This is a genomic window from Cobetia sp. MC34 (assembly GCF_018340035.1).
In the GTDB taxonomy this organism is placed as follows: domain Bacteria; phylum Pseudomonadota; class Gammaproteobacteria; order Pseudomonadales; family Halomonadaceae; genus Cobetia; species Cobetia amphilecti.
The window spans coordinates 258,641-274,205 of sequence record NZ_JADPPY010000001.1; the positions used below are offsets into that span (position 1 = coordinate 258,641).

12 protein-coding genes are annotated in these 15,565 nt (G+C 64.5%); 9 read left to right on the forward strand and 3 right to left on the reverse strand.

Annotated features, from left to right (window positions below):
* The first annotated feature begins 62 nt into the window (after positions 1-62).
* The 8 genes from lptA (at position 63) to mgtE (ending at position 7,626) form a co-directional block, all read left to right on the forward strand.
* Complete coding sequence (gene lptA, locus IZU87_RS01145; protein ID WP_225347607.1) at positions 63-641, forward strand: lipopolysaccharide transport periplasmic protein LptA; 579 nt, start codon at positions 63-65, stop codon at positions 639-641.
* Positions 642-644: 3 nt separating this feature from the next.
* Positions 645-1,385, forward strand: a complete 741-nt coding sequence (gene lptB, locus IZU87_RS01150; RefSeq protein ID WP_043332551.1) for an LPS export ABC transporter ATP-binding protein — start codon at positions 645-647, stop codon at positions 1,383-1,385.
* 233 nt (positions 1,386-1,618) lie between these two features.
* Complete coding sequence (locus tag IZU87_RS01155; RefSeq protein ID WP_054555105.1) at positions 1,619-3,067, forward strand: RNA polymerase factor sigma-54; 1,449 nt, start codon at positions 1,619-1,621, stop codon at positions 3,065-3,067.
* A gap of 660 nt (positions 3,068-3,727) precedes the next feature.
* Complete coding sequence (gene hpf, locus IZU87_RS01160) at positions 3,728-4,036, forward strand: ribosome hibernation-promoting factor, HPF/YfiA family (RefSeq protein WP_043332555.1); 309 nt, start codon at positions 3,728-3,730, stop codon at positions 4,034-4,036.
* A gap of 9 nt (positions 4,037-4,045) precedes the next feature.
* Positions 4,046-4,516, forward strand: coding sequence for a PTS sugar transporter subunit IIA (locus tag IZU87_RS01165; protein ID WP_043332557.1), 471 nt, complete (start codon positions 4,046-4,048; stop codon positions 4,514-4,516).
* A 137-nt stretch (positions 4,517-4,653) separates the two neighbouring features.
* On the forward strand, positions 4,654-5,601 hold the full coding sequence (rapZ, locus tag IZU87_RS01170; protein ID WP_213113426.1) for an RNase adapter RapZ: 948 nt from the start codon (positions 4,654-4,656) through the stop codon (positions 5,599-5,601).
* Positions 5,588-5,857, forward strand: coding sequence for an HPr family phosphocarrier protein (locus IZU87_RS01175; protein ID WP_043332560.1), 270 nt, complete (start codon positions 5,588-5,590; stop codon positions 5,855-5,857). Before rapZ ends, IZU87_RS01175 begins: the two co-directional genes overlap by 14 nt.
* Positions 5,858-6,270: 413 nt before the next feature.
* A complete protein-coding gene (mgtE, locus tag IZU87_RS01180; protein WP_043332561.1) occupies positions 6,271-7,626 on the forward strand; it encodes a magnesium transporter in 1,356 nt (451 codons plus the stop codon).
* A 106-nt stretch (positions 7,627-7,732) separates the two neighbouring features.
* On the opposite strand, the gene pmbA is transcribed toward mgtE, so the two are convergent.
* Entirely contained in the window at positions 7,733-9,103 is a 1,371-nt protein-coding gene (pmbA, locus tag IZU87_RS01185; RefSeq protein ID WP_213113427.1) for a metalloprotease PmbA, read from the reverse strand.
* 76 nt (positions 9,104-9,179) lie between these two features.
* Between pmbA and yjgA the strand changes: the two genes are divergently transcribed.
* Positions 9,180-9,683 carry a ribosome biogenesis factor YjgA gene (yjgA, locus tag IZU87_RS01190; protein ID WP_043332563.1) on the forward strand — a complete coding sequence of 168 codons (504 nt, stop codon included), beginning with the start codon at positions 9,180-9,182 and terminating at the stop codon, positions 9,681-9,683.
* Between the two features lie 122 nt (positions 9,684-9,805).
* On the opposite strand, the gene tldD is transcribed toward yjgA, so the two are convergent.
* Positions 9,806-11,266 carry a metalloprotease TldD gene (tldD, locus tag IZU87_RS01195; protein ID WP_153635168.1) on the reverse strand — a complete coding sequence of 487 codons (1,461 nt, stop codon included), beginning with the start codon at positions 11,264-11,266 and terminating at the stop codon, positions 9,806-9,808.
* Positions 11,263-15,546 (reverse strand): YhdP family phospholipid transporter, encoded by a 4,284-nt coding sequence (locus tag IZU87_RS18020; RefSeq protein WP_213113428.1) that lies wholly within the window; start codon positions 15,544-15,546, stop codon positions 11,263-11,265. Before IZU87_RS18020 ends, tldD begins: the two co-directional genes overlap by 4 nt.
* Positions 15,547-15,565: the final 19 nt, after the last annotated feature.

Consider the following 15,565-nt stretch of genomic DNA (forward strand, 5'->3'; position numbering starts at 1 on the left):
CTTCTCTGCCGCTCGATGGCATCATTGCTCGGGCGGCGACCCCGTCATGCCAAGGAGCCACCATGACTTCCACGACTCGCAAGCCCTTGACGGCCTGTCGCCAGACCCTCAACAGCGGTGTCATGGCGCTCTGCCTGGCACTGGGCATGTCCACCTTCGCCCCGGCCGCCATGGCGCTGGACAGCGATGCCAGCCAGCCGATCAACATCGCCGCGGACGCCCTGTCGCTCGATGACAAGGCCGGTACCGCCACCTACACCGGCCAGGTGGAAATGCGCCAGGGCAGCATGAAACTCGATGCCAGCCGCGTCGATATCAGCCGCGCCGGCAGCGGCGAGATCTCGCTGGTCAAGGCCACCGGCAAGCGTGCCTACCTGGAACAGCAACCCGCGCCCGACGAGAAGCTGGTCAAGGGCTGGGCCGACACCATCCGCTACCATGCGCTGGAGCGCCGCGTGGAACTGGTCGGCAATGCGCGTCTCGAGAAAGGCGATGACACCTTCGAAGGCGGCTACGTGGAGTACTTCCTCGACAAGCGCCAGGTGAACGCCAACAACAGCAAGACGGCACAGCAGACCGAAGGCGGTCGCGTGCACATGACTCTGACGCCGCGCGGCGCCAATGCCAGCAAGGAAAACTGAGTCATGACTGCTGCTACTCCGCGTACGCTGAGCGCTCGCCATCTGGCCAAGGCCTACAAGGGCCGCAAGGTGGTCAAGGACATCTCGCTGGAGATCCGCCAGGGCGACATCGTCGGCCTGCTGGGCCCCAACGGCGCCGGCAAGACTACCTCGTTCTACATGATCGTCGGGCTGGTGCGCGCCGATGCCGGCAACGTCTCCATCGATGACAAGGACCTCTCCGCTGCCGCCATGCATCAGCGTGCACGTGCCGGCATCGGCTATCTGCCGCAGGAGGCGTCGATCTTCCGCAAGCTGTCGGTGGCCGACAACATCATGGCGATTCTGGAGACCCGCAAGGACCTGGATCGCAATGGCCGCAAGGCACGCCTTGAAGAGTTGCTCGAGGAATTCAGCATCACGCACATCCGCGCCAGCGCCGGCATGAGCCTGTCCGGCGGCGAGCGTCGTCGGGTCGAGATCGCCCGTGCACTGGCCACCGAGCCGGACTTCGTATTGCTCGATGAGCCCTTCGCCGGCGTCGACCCCATCTCGGTGGGCGAGATCAAGAGCATCGTGCGCCAACTGCGCGATCGTGGCATCGGCGTGCTGATCACCGACCACAATGTGCGCGAGACGCTCGATATCTGTGACACCGCCTATATCGTCGGCGATGGCCAGATCATCGCCCACGGTGACGCGGACTCCATCCTGGCCAACCAGCAGGTGCGCGACGTCTACCTGGGCCACGAGTTCACGCTCTAGGGTCAGCGGCTGCGCTGAGTCCTCGCGAGGTAAAAGCTTCGAAAGCCGCTGCGTGATTTTATCGCGTAGCGGCTTTTTCATGTCTGACATCAGACGCATGCATGACGTCCATACCACCTTGGTGGAAACATGGCATGCAAGTTGCTTGAATATTCACGACAACCACTTGTCAGTGCCCCGAGTCACGGTATAGCGTAGTAAGCACGTTCCTTTGCCGTGAATTGACTGACTCCATGAAACCCACCCTGCAACTCCGCCTCGGCACCTCGCTGACCATGACGCCGCAGCTCCAGCAAGCGATCCAGCTGCTGCAGCTGTCGACGCTCGACCTGCGTCAGGAGATTCAGCAAGCCCTCGAGTCCAACCCCATGTTGGAGCTCGACGAGGACTACGAGTCGCTGGATGTCGTCGAGACACAGGATTCGAGCGAGATCTCCACTGCCGACTCCTCGAGCGAGATTCCCGAGGAATACCCCCTCGACAGTGACTGGTCGGACCTCTACCAGGACCACGCCGGTAGCCTGACCAGCTCCGGCAGTGGCAGCGGGAGCGAAGAAGGGCCGGACTTCGATCGCAATACCAGCGTCGAGAGCCTGCAGGACCACCTGCGCTGGCAGCTGGCGATGACCGACCTCGATGGCCGTGAACGCCAGATGGCGGAGAGCCTGATCGATGCCGTCGACGGTGCCGGTTATCTGAGTCTGTCACTCGATGAGCTGGTCGATGGCCTGCGCGGCCAGGGCCTGCCCGGCCTCAAGGCCTCCGAACTCGAGCAGGTATTGCTGCGTCTGCAGCAGTTCGACCCGACCGGCGTCTTCGCCCGTGATCTGCGCGAATGCCTGCTGCTGCAACTGGCACTGCTGCCGGATGACCTGCCGCTGCTGGCGCAGGCGCGCCGCCTGGTACGTCAATTCCTCGAGGCACTGGGCAACGATGACCGCAAGCTGCTCAAGCGCCGCCTGAGCCTTGACGATGACGAGCTGGATCACGTCATCCGCCTGGTACGCGCGCTCGATCCGCGTCCGGCATCCGCCTGGGGCGAGCCCGCCAGCGATTACGTGATCCCTGATCTGCTGGTGCGCCATACCCGCCATGGCTGGCAGGTCGAGCTCAACCCGGAAGCGCTGCCCAAGCTGCGCATCCAGCCGGAATACGCCGCGCTGATCAAGCGTGCCGACAAGTCCGCCGACAACACCTTCCTCAAGGACAACCTGCAGGAAGCGCGCTGGCTGATGAAGAGCCTGTCATCACGCAATGACACCCTGCTCAAGGTCGGCCGCGAGATCATGGCGCGCCAGATCGACTTCCTCGAGCAAGGCGAGGAAGGCATGAAGCCGCTGATTCTGGCCAACATCGCCGAAGTGGTCGAGATGCACGAATCGACCATCTCGCGGGTCACGACCCAGAAGTACATCCACACCCCGCGCGGCGTCTTCGAGCTCAAGTTCTTCTTCTCGAGCCAGGTCGGTGGCAGCGGCAGTGGCGACGCCCACTCAAGCACCGCCATTCGTGCCCGCATCCGCAAGCTGATCGCGGAAGAGCCGGCCCGCAAGCCTCTCTCCGACTCGCGGCTGGTCGATCTGCTCGCCAGCGATGGCATCGAGGTCGCACGCCGTACCGTGGCCAAGTATCGCGAGGCGATGGGCATCCCCTCCTCCAGCGAGCGCAAGCGTCTGGCCTGAGGCGTCACCTGCGGCTGCCATGCCCTGCTTTCACCTCCACAATGGCAGCCGCCGCCAACCTCAAGCGCTGGATTTTCCGCTCATCAGCCTCTGACTTCGCGGGCAGCGGTACGCCTGTCGCGCGCTCGGTCATGCCGTCAACCGCTCATCAATTGCCCGTCATGGGCCATGACGGCGCGCAGGATGACGGTAAAAAACCGCCGTTCCGGCAGCGTCATTCACCGTCAATCGCATGTTTTTAAAGTCACTTTTGCGCGTATTGCACCTGGATGACACCCGGAGAACCTCCCGGAACGCCGCTTGCTCCACGCAATCGAAGCGCCTGAAAGGCGACGTACATGCAGGCATTGGCGACGAAAACCCGCCTTCTTGCGCGTCTTTCACGCACCACCCACCAGACGTGCCCTTGAAGTCCACTCCGTTACCCCTCAATGAGTTGAAGACAAGCACTGAGCCACGATGCAGCGCAGCGTTGATCTTTGCGCAAAGCTTGGGCATTGTCGGTACAGACGCTCACGACATCTGACGCCACTGGCAAGGGTGCGAAAACATCGCCAGACGGTGGCCGTCAAGCCTGTTGCAGAGCGTCCGATCAGGGTTTGCTCGTAGTCAAAAAGGGTTACAATTGAATGGCAACCCGCTGGATAAAGGAGCGTGTCCATGCAAGTGAATATCACCGGGCATCATGTGGAACTTACCGATCCTCTCCGCGATTACGTCAACGAGAAGCTCGCTCGCCTCGAACGGCATTACGACAACATCACCAATGTTCAGGTGACACTGTCGATCGAGAAGGAGCGCCAGCAGGCTGCCTGCACCTTGCACGCGGCAGGCGCTGACCTCCACGCCCTGGCAGAAGACCCCAACATGTACGCTGCCATCGACGCGCTCGCCGACAAGCTGGATCGCCAGCTGGTCAAACACAAGGAAAAGTCCCAGGCTCGCTCTCAGGGCACCGGGACCCGTTGACCTTCAGCCATGACACTTGATCAGATCCTTCCCCCCGAGCGCACGCTTTACGGTGTCCCCGGGGGGAGCAAGAAGCGGGTGCTTGAATTCTTCAGCACCTTCATCGCACAGAACATTCCCAGCCTGGATAGCCAGGAAGTCTTCTCGCGCCTGATCGGGCGCGAGAGACTGGGGTCGACCGGCATTGGCCACGGTGTGGCCGTGCCCCATGCACGCAGCCCGCATTGCAAGACGCCAATCGCTGCGTTTCTGAAGCTCGGTGAACCCATCGACTTCGATGCCATCGACGGAGAACCCATCGATCTGCTGTTCGTGCTGCTGGTGCCTGAGGAAGCGGATGAAACTCATCTGACGCTGCTCGGGCAGGTCGCGGAATTGCTCAATTCCCCGACCAATCGCTCGGCCCTGCGCCAGGCAGACAGCCAGCGTGCACTCTTTGAGGCATTGACCCAAGCCATCGCCGAATTACCGGCGCGCTGAATGACAGGCCCGGACATCGTCCGGGCTTTCGTCTTGCTGGCCTCCCATCGGCCGACGTACAGCGCACTGATAGCGGGCAGCCTTCTGCCCCACCCCTGCATTCTTTCGACGTTGACCTCGCCCTTGGAGAGCACTTCATGAAGATCGTGATCATCAGCGGCCGCTCCGGCTCCGGGAAATCCATCGCTCTCCAGGCGCTAGAAGACATTGGCTACTATGCCATCGACAATCTGCCCGGCATGCTGCTGGCGCCACTGGTCGATCAGCTCGAAAAGGACAGCCCGGCGCGCCGGCGCATCGCGGTCTCCATCGATGCCCGCAACCTGCCGGAAGCCTTGACCCGCTTCCCCGAATTGCTCGACAACGTCCGCCAGAGCGGCATGGACGTGCAGGTCGTCTACCTGACCACCGATTCGCGGGTGCTGCTGGAACGCTACTCGGCGACCCGTCGTCGTCACCCTCTGACGCGCGACAACGACCACACCCTGGCCGAGGCCATCGAGATCGAGCAGAAGACGCTCGCTCCCATCCGCCAGAAGGCCGATCTGGTCATCGACTCGACCAACCTGAGCGTGCACGACCTGCGCTCGCGGATCACCGAGCAGGTCGCCCAGCACAGCTCCCGCCACCTGACGCTGACCTTTGAATCTTTCGGCTTCAAGCATGGCGTGCCGACCGATGCCGACATGGTGTTCGATGCCCGCTGCCTGCCCAACCCGTACTGGGACATCAATCTGCGCGGCGATACCGGTCGCGATGACAGCGTGGCCGAATTCCTGCAGCGCTACCCCACCGTCCAGGCGATGCATGACGATATCGCTGGCTGGCTGGAACGCTGGCTGCCCGCCTATCAGGACAGCAACCGCAGCTACCTGACGGTATCCGTGGGCTGCACCGGCGGCCAGCATCGCAGCGTCTACCTGTGCGAGCAGCTGGCGAGCTACTTTGCCGAGCGCCTACCTGAGGTGCGCCTGCGTCACCGCGAGCTGGGCATCCATACCGCGCTGAGCAACGCGGGTGAGACAGGTGATCAGCAAGAGCATCAGCAGGAGCATCAGCAGGAGCATCGCGATGGCCTCTCGTGAGCTGACGCTGACCAACCGCCGCGGGCTGCACGCCCGCGCTGCCACCAAGCTGGTCAATTGCTGTGCGCCCTATTGCGCGACGGTGATGGTCAGCCATGGCGAGCGACGCGCCAATGCAGCCAATGTGATGGCATTGCTGATGCTGGCCGCCCCCTGCGGCACCACGTTGCTGATCGATGTCGAGGGCGAACAGGCCGATGAGGCGATGCTGGCCATCGAGGCGCTGTTCGAAGCGCGTTTCGAGGAAGACGAATAACCGCCACTGACAGCGCTGTGCATTTGCGCTGTGTGTTAGCGCTGTACATCAGGGATGTGCATCGCGGCTCATTCGTCTGGCTCTCGCCTCCTTGCCCCTTTCACCCTTTGCGCACAGCCTTCCTTTAGGCCCTCCCCCTTTTCGGTCAGCCCCTCGCGCAGCTTCCTTGGGCAGCTCCATCACTGCTCACGCAGGATGTCTGTGCCTGTTCTTGCACCTGTCCTTGCGCCTACCCTTGTACCAATCCCAACACCTATCCTTGCGCCTGGCAGCCATGCAACGCTGCTTTTTCGCCAGTAGCGGAACGCGGATTGTCCTTTCGATAAGAAACACTGTTTTCTTTTGTCGACGCGCCCCCCTACGCCAATGGTAGAATCAGCGCTGTCCTTCATGTCGACAGGGGAAGCCGACAGATGAGCAAGACGTCTCGTAAACTCAAGCCAAGACTTGATCGCCTGTCACAGGCGCTGGAAAGCGGCGAGCTGGAACAGGCAAGACGCATGCTCAATCGCGGCCTCGCGCCAGTGGACGTGGCCCACCTGCTGGAATCCTCGCCCCCCAAGGAGCGTAATCTGCTCTGGGAGCTGGTCGATGCCGAGCTGCAGGGCGATGTCCTTCAATACCTTGGCGAAGACATCCAGACCGACTTCCTCAAGGACATGGACGCCGTCGACGTTCTCGCCGCCACCGAGAACCTGGAACCGGATGATGTCGCCGACATTCTGCAGCGCCTGCCGAATGCGGTGATTCTCGAGGTCCTCGACTCCATGGAGGCGCAGGAGCGCCTGCGCGTCGAAACGGTACTGTCCTTCCCGGAGGACACCGCCGGCGGCCTGATGAACACGGACACCATCACCATTCGTCCGGACATCACCCTGGATGTGGTGCTGCGCTACATCCGCCGCCACGAGCGCCTGCCCGACTCCACCGATACCCTGCTGGTCGTCTCACGCCGTGATGAATTCATCGGTGCGCTGCCCATCAATCGCCTGCTGGTCTCGGACCCCGGCGTCACGGTGCGCGAAGTGATGGACACCGACAGCGTGGTGATTCCGGCCCTGATGCCGGAAACCGAAGTCGCCTCACTGTTCGAGAAGCACGACCTGATCTCGGCGCCCGTGGTCGGCGGCGATGGCAACCTGCTGGGTCGCATCACCATCGATGACGTGGTCGACGTCATCCGCGGCGACGCCGAGCACCAGGTGATGTCGATGGCGGGGATGGATGAGGACGAAGACACCTTCTCTCCGGTGATGCGAACCTCATGGCGCCGCGCCGTCTGGCTCGGCATCAACCTGCTGACCGCCTTCATGGCCTCCGCCGTGATCGGCATGTTCGAAGGCACCATCCAGAAGATCACCGCGCTGGCCGTACTGATGCCCATCGTCGCCAGCATGGGCGGCATCGCGGGCTCTCAGGCACTCACCGTCCTGATTCGCGGCATCGCGCTGGGGCACGTCAAGAGCGGCAATGTCCGCTGGCTACTCAAGCGCGAGGTCATCGTCGCGGGACTCAACGGCCTGTTATGGGCCGTGGTGGTGGCGGGCATCGCCATCGTGTGGTTCGGGGATGTCCAGCTGGGGGCCATCATCGGCGCCGCGATCATGATCAACCTGTTGATCGCCGCCGTGACGGGTACGCTGCTGCCGGTACTGCTCAAGAAGCTCAATATCGACCCTGCCCTCTCCGGCAGCGTGATATTGACCACCGTGACCGACGTGATCGGCTTCATGGCCTTCCTGGGGCTGGCGACCTGGCTCTATCTGTAATACGCCCGACGGGTTCCAGTGACTGCTCCAGAAAACAACACGGCCGCTCCCTCGGGAGCGGCCGTGTTGCATCTCGCCTGTCGCGCGATCAGAGAAGCCTCAGCGATCAGCCTTCCAGCGCTTCGTCTTCGCCTTCGGACATGCCCGCAACGGTCATGCCATCGATCAGCCAGCTACCGCTGTGGATGCTGCCACGCGTATCGACATCATCGCCGACCGCCAGCAGATTGGCCGCCATGTCGCGCAGGTTGCCGGCAATGGTGAACTCCTCGACCGCATGCTGGATCTCGCCGTTCTCGACCCAGAAACCGGAGGCGCCACGAGAGTAGTCACCGGTGACGCCGTTGACGCCCTGGCCCATCAGCTCGGTCACCAGCACGCCGGTGCCCATCTGCTTGAGCATCTCATCGAGCGAGGTCAGCGGCGCGGTGATGCGCACGTTGCGCGCGCCGCCGGCGTTGCCGGTGGTCTGCATGTTCAGGCGACGGGCGCTGTAGGCGCTCAGCATGTAGCTCTGCACCTTGCCGTCGGCAAAGTAGACATTGTCACGCGTCGCGACGCCATCGTTGTCGAAGGCGGCGCTGGACATGCCACCGACTTCCCGCGGCTTCTCGCCCAGCGTGAACCAGTCGGGGAACAGCGGCTGCCCCAGGCTATCGCACAGGAAGCTGGACTCACGGTACAGCGAGCCGCCGGCGATGGCAGACAGGTAGTGACCGACCAGCCCGGCCGACATCTGCGGGTCGAACAGCACCGGCATGCGGCCCGTCGCGACCTTGCGCGCATTCAGACGCGCCAGCGTACGGCGCGCGGCTTCACGCCCCACCGACTCGGGGGAGCGCAGGTCCGCCGGATTGCGCACGCTGGTGTAGTCATAGTCACGCTGCATGCCCTGTGCATCCTTGGCGATCAGCATGCACGACATCGAGTGGCGGCTGCCGCACTGGCTGGCCAGGAACCCATGGCTGTTGCCATAGACCTGCACGCCTTCACCACTGGAGAAGCTGGCGCCTTCGGACTGCGCGATGCCTTCCACTTCCAGCCCGGCACGCTCACAGGCCAGCGCCAGGTCAGTCGCTTCATCGACGCTGATCGCCCAGGGATGATGCGCCTTGAGATCAGGGAAGTCGGTGGCCATCAGCTCGGCCGGCGCCAGACCGGCAAAACTGTCTTCGCCGGTATAGTGCGCGATGGAGACCGCCTTCTCGACCGCGGCACGAATCGAGTCGCTGCCGGCATCGGAAGATGTCGCGCTGCCCTTGCGATTGCCGAGATAGACGGTCACGCCGATGCCCTGGTCACGCGACAGTTCGACAGTCTCGACTTCGCCGTCACGCACCGAGATGCTGACACCCTGATCGACGCTGGCACCGACCTCACAGGCGTCGGCACCCAGGCTGCGGGCAAGCTCGAGAGCTTCGCTGACGCGACGCTCGAGCAGTTGTTGCTGAGCAACGGCATCAAAGGCCTGGCTCATGTTGTTCTCCTTCTGAGGAGACGGGGGCCCGGCAGTGCTATACTGCCGCAAATTTCCCCGACTCATTGGAATTGGCATGCGTAAAGAAAGACCCGAGGAGCTCGTCGAGCGCCCCAGCAAGTCCCAGTTGAAGCGCGAGATGATCGAGCTGCAGGCGCTGGGCAAGAAGATCATCGATCTGCCGGAAGGCCAGCGCGCCAAGTTCCCGCTCTCTGACGACATGCTGGCCGCCATCGAGGAGACCCATCGCATTCGTAGTCACGAAGGCCTGCGTCGCCACATGCAGTACGTCGGCAAGCTGATGCGCAAGGAAGACCTGGACGCCGTGCGTGCCGTCTTCGAAGCCATGGAGCAGCAGAACGTGCGTCGCGATGCTTCCTTCCAGCGTCTCGAACGCTGGCGCGATCGCCTGCTGGACGACGATGAAGCCTTCGTGATCTTCGTCGAGGATTACCCTCACGTGGACCGTCAGGCCCTGCGTCAGCTGATCCGCAATGCGCGTGCCGAACGTGACGCCGGCAAACAGCCCAACAGCGCCAAGAAGCTCTTCAAGCTGCTGCGGGCCGAACTCGACCTCTGACACGGGTCCTGCCACTTTCGCACTGCTCTGACGAGCTGATCCTCAAGCGCTTCCTCGACACCGCCATGGCCCTGCCATGGCGGTGTCATCGTATTCATCGCTTCATTGTGAACGCGACCCGCTCAGGATTGCGTGCCGCCGACCGTCAGCTCATCGAGCTTCAGCGTCGGCTGACCGACACCGACGGGCACGGACTGGCCGTCCTTGCCACACACGCCGACACCGGTATCCAGCTCCAGGTCGTTGCCGATCATCGAGACGCGGCCCATGGCTTCCGGCCCGTTGCCGATCAGGGTCGCGCCCTTGACCGGCGTGGTCACCTTGCCGTCTTCGATCAGATAGGCTTCGCTGGCGGAGAACACGAAACGCCCGGAGGTGATGTCGACCTGACCACCGCCGAAGCTGACCGCGTAAATGCCACGCTTGACGCTCTTGATGATCTCCTGCGGATCGCGATCGCCACCCAGCATGTAGGTATTGGTCATGCGCGGCATCGGCAGGTGCGCGAAGGACTCACGCCGCGCATTGCCCGTCGGCGCCATGCCCATCAGGCGGGCATTGAGCTTGTCCTGCATGTAGCCGGTGAGGATGCCGTCCTCGATCAGCGGCGTGTACTGCCCCGGGGTGCCTTCGTCATCGACGGACAGCGAGCCACGGCGATCGGCCAGGGTCGCATCATCGACCACGGTGACGCCGCGTGCCGCGACCTGCTCACCCATGCGGCCCGAGAAGGCAGAGCTGCCCTTGCGGTTGAAGTCACCTTCCAGACCATGACCGACCGCCTCGTGCAGCAGCACGCCCGGCCAGCCGTTGCCCAGCACCACCGGCATCTGACCGGCCGGTGCATCGATGGCCTCGAGATTGACCAGCGCCTGGCGCACGGCTTCACGCGCGTATCGCTCGGCGACATTCTCATCGCGCAGACGGGTCAGCGGGAAACGACCACCGCCACCGGCACTGCCACGCTCGCGACGGCCATTGCGCACCGCGATCACGCTGATGTTGAAACGCACCAGCGGACGCAGGTCCGCGGCGAGGGTGCCATCGCTGGCACGCACCATCACCACCTCGTAAAGCGCCGACAGCGAGGCCGACACCTGACTGATGGACGGGTCAAGGCTGCGCGCGATGCGGTCCGCTTCCTTGAGCATCGCGACCTTGTCCTCGGCGCTCAGGCCATTCAGCGGGTCGATGCCCGCATAGAAGGACGGTGCCTCGGTGATGATCGAGCGCGCGACCGTGCCGCTGCTGCCGCTGCGCGAGATACCCGCTGCAGTACGGCCAGTGTCGGCAAGCGCGGCGGCATCGATCTGATTGGAGTACGCGAAGCCGGTCTTTTCCCCCGCCAGTGAGCGTACGCCCACGCCACCATCGATGTTGTAGCTGGCGTCCTTGACGACGCCGTCTTCCAGCACCCAGCTCTCCTGCCAGATACGCTGGAAGTAGAGGTCGGCATAGTCGGTGCCCGGGCCCATGGCATGTGCCAGGCCAGCATCCAGATCATCCAGGCTGAGCCCGCCCGGGGTCAGCAACAGGGCCGCGGCATCGTCGAGCACGCGACCGGAACTCGCATTTTGCGTCATTCGGCACTTTCCAGAGTAATGTTCGGGTCGCCCCAGGGGCCTGATACCCGATAGTGAATTTGCGTCACCTTGTCGATGAAGCGGCCGAAGATCTTGTCGGCCACGAACAGCGCCCCGCCCACGGCGGGTGCGCCTGCCAGCACGGCGGCCAGCGGAAGGTTCTGGCTGACCGGCACCGTGATGGCCATGCGTTGATCAAGGGTACCGCGAAGCAGATCGACCTGCCCGTTGAGTGTCACGGTGGTGGACGGCGCCTCGATACGCAAGGGGCCATCGCTTTCCAGCCGCCCATCGAAGAGCGTCGCTGCGCCGCGCACCTTGTCGAAGGCCGTCCCCTTGTCGGTGACGTCAGAGAAGTCCAGCGACAGGCGGCGCAGCAGGTTATCCACATTGACCAGCCCCAGCAGGCGGGCGGAGGTCGAGCCCAGATTCAGGAAGCGTCCGTCATCCAGCTTGATCTCGACGCGACCATTGGAGCGCGACAGGGCAAAGTCCTGCGGCGCGCCGGGCCAGGCCAGCTTGACCTCGGCCCGGGCGCGGTCCGCCTCGATGCCGCGCGGCTGGGAGAGACGCTCGAGCAACCCGCCCAGATCACTGCCATCGGCGGACAGGCGAGCGCGCGTCAGACTGTTGGCGCCGGCATCCTCCCAAGTGATGTTGCCCACCGCGGTGATATTGCCCAGCGTGATGGAGAGCGGCAACACCACCAGCTGCTGGCTGTCGGCGGTCCAGTCGGCACTGATCGGCCCCAGCTGCTGATCGCGCCAGATGAGGTGTGCCAGACGCAGACTGCCCGCGGGCAGGTCGGCAAGCTCGGCGGGATACGGCGTCGGCTCGATGCCGACATCGATAGCCTCGGTAAAGTTGCCTGGCGCACTGGCGGTCTGCGTCTCCTGCTCGGCATCCGCGGGCCACAGGGCATCGAGATTCAGGGTGTCCAGATCCAGAATCAGCGGTCGCGCGGCGCCTGACTGCCACACCAGCTCGCCACTGGCGAGCTGACCATCCAGCGTCGCGGCCAGCCCCAGCCCTTGCTGCTGCGAGCTCTGGCGCGGCGCGGCCTCCAGCGTCATCGGCCCCGTACACCGGGACTGGATCATCAGGCAATCGGTGGCAACGCGCAGGCGTGACAAGGCACGCAGGGGGTCGCTCTGCTCCGCGTCGCTGCCCTCACCACTCGCGCTGCCCTCTCCACTCGCGCCACCTTCACCGGAGAGCGCTCCCGCCCACGGCTTCCAGAGCTCGGGGGCGAGGGTCGGCGTGCGCCAGGCGATGTCCCAGCCGGTCTGGGTGGGCCACTGCGGGTCACTCGGCCAACGTTCCAGCCACAACTGCCCCGTCATCGGCACCGTGCTGCCATCGTCTCGCGTATTGCCGCCTTTCCAGCGTGCGCGGGCGCGATTGTCGAGGCGCACATCGCCGCCACCCTCCGCGAGCCCGATATCCACCGCCAGCGGAGCCGCCTGATCGCGCGTCTTGCCAAAGGGTGCCGGCAGATTGATGGCGACTCCCTTGAGGTCACTCGAGAGCGCCAGACTGGCGCCGTCATCCGGCAGCATCAGGCGCGCCTGGTAGTTGAACTCGCCGCCCAGCGCGCGCGGCGTCTCGCCGTCCTGCAAGGCGGCCCGGGTGTTCTCGGCGGCATCGCCGATCAGGTGCTCGGGCGCGCCCAGCCAGCCCAGCACCGGTGCCAATGGTGCCTTGCCGTCGAAGGTGATCGCGCCCTTGCTGCTTGAATCTGCCTGCCCGATGTTGAGCGCCGCCTTGACCGCACCGCCGAACAGCTTGCCGGAGAGGTTGCCGGTCAACTGTTCACGGCGTCCCTCGGGGCGCGATGGGTCATGCACGAACTCGAGCGGCCCGCGAATACCGTCAACCTCGATGCCCGGCCCCGGGAAGGCCAGCGTCGCTGCCTGGCGCTCGCCGACCTTGCCCGCCGCCGTGATGTGCGTCTGCTCAGCGTCCTCCAGCGGCACGCGGATATCCATCGTCGCATCCACCGAGCCCTTGCCCTGCCATTCGGCGATCAGCGCAGCGGTATCTTCCAGCGGCGCATGCGAGAGCAGATCGAACAGCGCCTCGACGCTGCCGGTCACGTCACCCTGAATCTTCAAGGTGTTGTCCTGCATGTCGACGTCGGCCTGACGCACCGCCAGGGGCGCTGCACTGCCCAGCGCCGTGACCGGCTGAGAGTGTGCCGCCGCGACCGTGGCACTCAACGTGTTGTCATGCAGCGCGAGGTTGCCCTTCACGCCCTCCAGCGCAGGCCAGCCCTCGGCATAACCGAGTCGCCCATCCTCGATGGCAAGCTCAAGGTCCATCGCATCGCCGGGGCCATAGCCATTTTCGCCATTATCGTCATCCCACACCTGGGTGAGATGCAGGCTGCCCTCGGAGACCTGCCCCGCGACATCGCGCGTCAACCACTCGCTCAGCGCCGGGTCCAGTACCTTCATCGGCAACCAGGAGGCCAGCGGAATGCTGCGGGCATTCACGTCGCGCATCTCGAGATCCAGCTGGAAGCGATCATGGTCCTTTGCGGGAATCTGCAGGCCGAAGCCGCCCGTCACATCGGCGCCAGCGCGCTGGATATGCAGGTCATGCCCCGAGACGCTGCTGCCACTGTCATCGACCTTGACCTCGACCACCCCGTCGGCAGCCTCGAGCTGCCAGCCGTCGCCGAAGACCTCGGGGAAGTGGAAGCGCATGCCCGGGTCGCCACGAAACGCGATCCGGCTCGCGATGCCGCCTTCATCAAGGCTCTGCGCGGTGACCCAGGCCGCCAGGGGACCGAGTCCCGGAGCGCCCTGCCAGGGTTCCACCTCGGCGCCGGTCAGGCCCAGCGCCAGCTTCATGGTCAGCGGGGTATCGAGGCCGATCCCGGCCAGCGACAGGGAGAGGCCGGTGGCCGTGCCACGCGGATCGAGAGACTCGAGCACATCGCCCAGCTCGCCGAGCGCCAGCACGTTGCGCCAGCGCGCCACCTTCTCCAGATCGAAACTGCTGGTGACCAGCGACACGCTGCCCTCGGCGAGATCCCCCGACAGCGAAATACGCTCGGGCAGACTGGCAAGCGCCGCGGAGACTTCTGGCGATGACGCCGCTTGCGGCGTCTGGCCGTCACTGTCGGCCACCGGAGTGCCGGCCACCGGGGCGCCGGCCGCCGGGGCGTCATCGAGTTGCGTGGCGCCGACCGAGATCTGATTGAGCCAGGCCTGCCAGCGATCACTGCCCGCCAGGTCGCGCAGCCACTGGCCACGCGCATGAATGTCCTTGAGCGCCAGCTGGGCGCCATGGTGATCCAGCGTCAGGCGATTGAGATCGAGACGCAGACGAGCATCTTCCAGTCGCGCATCACGCCAGCGCGCCCACAGCGTCGCGTTGCCATCGGCGTCGCGCAGCATCAGGCTGTCGCGCTCGCCCATCAGGCGCCCGACACTCGCCAGCGCTCCGGCGTCCAGCTCCACCTGCAGCTGGGCCGAGTAGTCGGCGAGGCCGTCATCTCCCGGCAGCACCTCCAGCACGGCGCTGACACCGGCCTGAGGCGATTCCCCGACCCGCAACTGGCCCTCCAGATGCGCGCGATCGCCTTCTCCCGACAGCAGCAGCTCGGCGGCATTCAGGTTGAGGGTATCGTTGCGACCATGCAGCACCAGGCGCACGTCCTCGAGCCGCACACGCTGCCGTGCCAGCAGCGCCAGCCCCTGCTCCGTCTGCGCAAGGCTCATCTGTCCTTCGGGTTCGAGCGCTTCGGGAGGACGCGGCGGCCCCGGCCAGCCCCAGTTGCCATCTTCGCGCTGGTACAGGTGCACGATGACGCCGGTGGCGGTGGCGCGATCAAAGACAGGCGCCAGATGGCGCAGGGAGGAAAGCACATCGAGACGGGTTTCCAGGTGGGACACGCTCAACAGCGGCGCCGCCTGCATCTCGTTGGGTCGAAAGAGGTTGAGACCCGACAGCTTGATGGCCGGATCAAGGTGATCCATGCGGCCTTCAAGCGATGACATCCCCACATTGGAGTGGGTCTGGGTGGCAATGAAGTCACTGATGGACTCACTGCGCGAGTCCAGCGTGGTCAACCACCAGCGCAGCCCCCCGATCAGGATGGCCAGCACCGCCAGCAGCACCGCGAGCGCCATCAACAGCCCGCGCGCCCAGCGCCGCCCACGCGAGGGTGGCGCTGGCGTCGCAGCTGACGAAGACGGGGCGTCTTCGACGCCCTCCTGCACCGCCTCTTGCGAGGTAGAACGTGCCGCCTCTTGTGAGGTAGAACGGGTCACTGGTGGTTCTCCGAACAGG

Bases quoted from the DNA above. Each gene is read 5' to 3' on its own strand.
- IZU87_RS01155 (WP_054555105.1), top strand. From the start codon at position 1,619: ATGAAACCCACCCTGCAACTCCGCCTCGGCACCTCGCTGACCATGACG.
- mgtE (WP_043332561.1), top strand. From the start codon at position 6,271: ATGAGCAAGACGTCTCGTAAACTCAAGCCAAGACTTGATCGCCTGTCA.
- lptB (WP_043332551.1), top strand. From the start codon at position 645: ATGACTGCTGCTACTCCGCGTACGCTGAGCGCTCGCCATCTGGCCAAG.
- IZU87_RS01175 (WP_043332560.1), top strand. From the start codon at position 5,588: ATGGCCTCTCGTGAGCTGACGCTGACCAACCGCCGCGGGCTGCACGCC.
- rapZ (WP_213113426.1), top strand. From the start codon at position 4,654: ATGAAGATCGTGATCATCAGCGGCCGCTCCGGCTCCGGGAAATCCATC.
- IZU87_RS01165 (WP_043332557.1), top strand. From the start codon at position 4,046: ATGACACTTGATCAGATCCTTCCCCCCGAGCGCACGCTTTACGGTGTC.
- pmbA (WP_213113427.1), bottom strand. From the start codon at position 9,103: ATGAGCCAGGCCTTTGATGCCGTTGCTCAGCAACAACTGCTCGAGCGT.
- tldD (WP_153635168.1), bottom strand. From the start codon at position 11,266: ATGACGCAAAATGCGAGTTCCGGTCGCGTGCTCGACGATGCCGCGGCC.
- hpf (WP_043332555.1), top strand. From the start codon at position 3,728: ATGCAAGTGAATATCACCGGGCATCATGTGGAACTTACCGATCCTCTC.
- yjgA (WP_043332563.1), top strand. From the start codon at position 9,180: ATGCGTAAAGAAAGACCCGAGGAGCTCGTCGAGCGCCCCAGCAAGTCC.
- lptA (WP_225347607.1), top strand. From the start codon at position 63: ATGACTTCCACGACTCGCAAGCCCTTGACGGCCTGTCGCCAGACCCTC.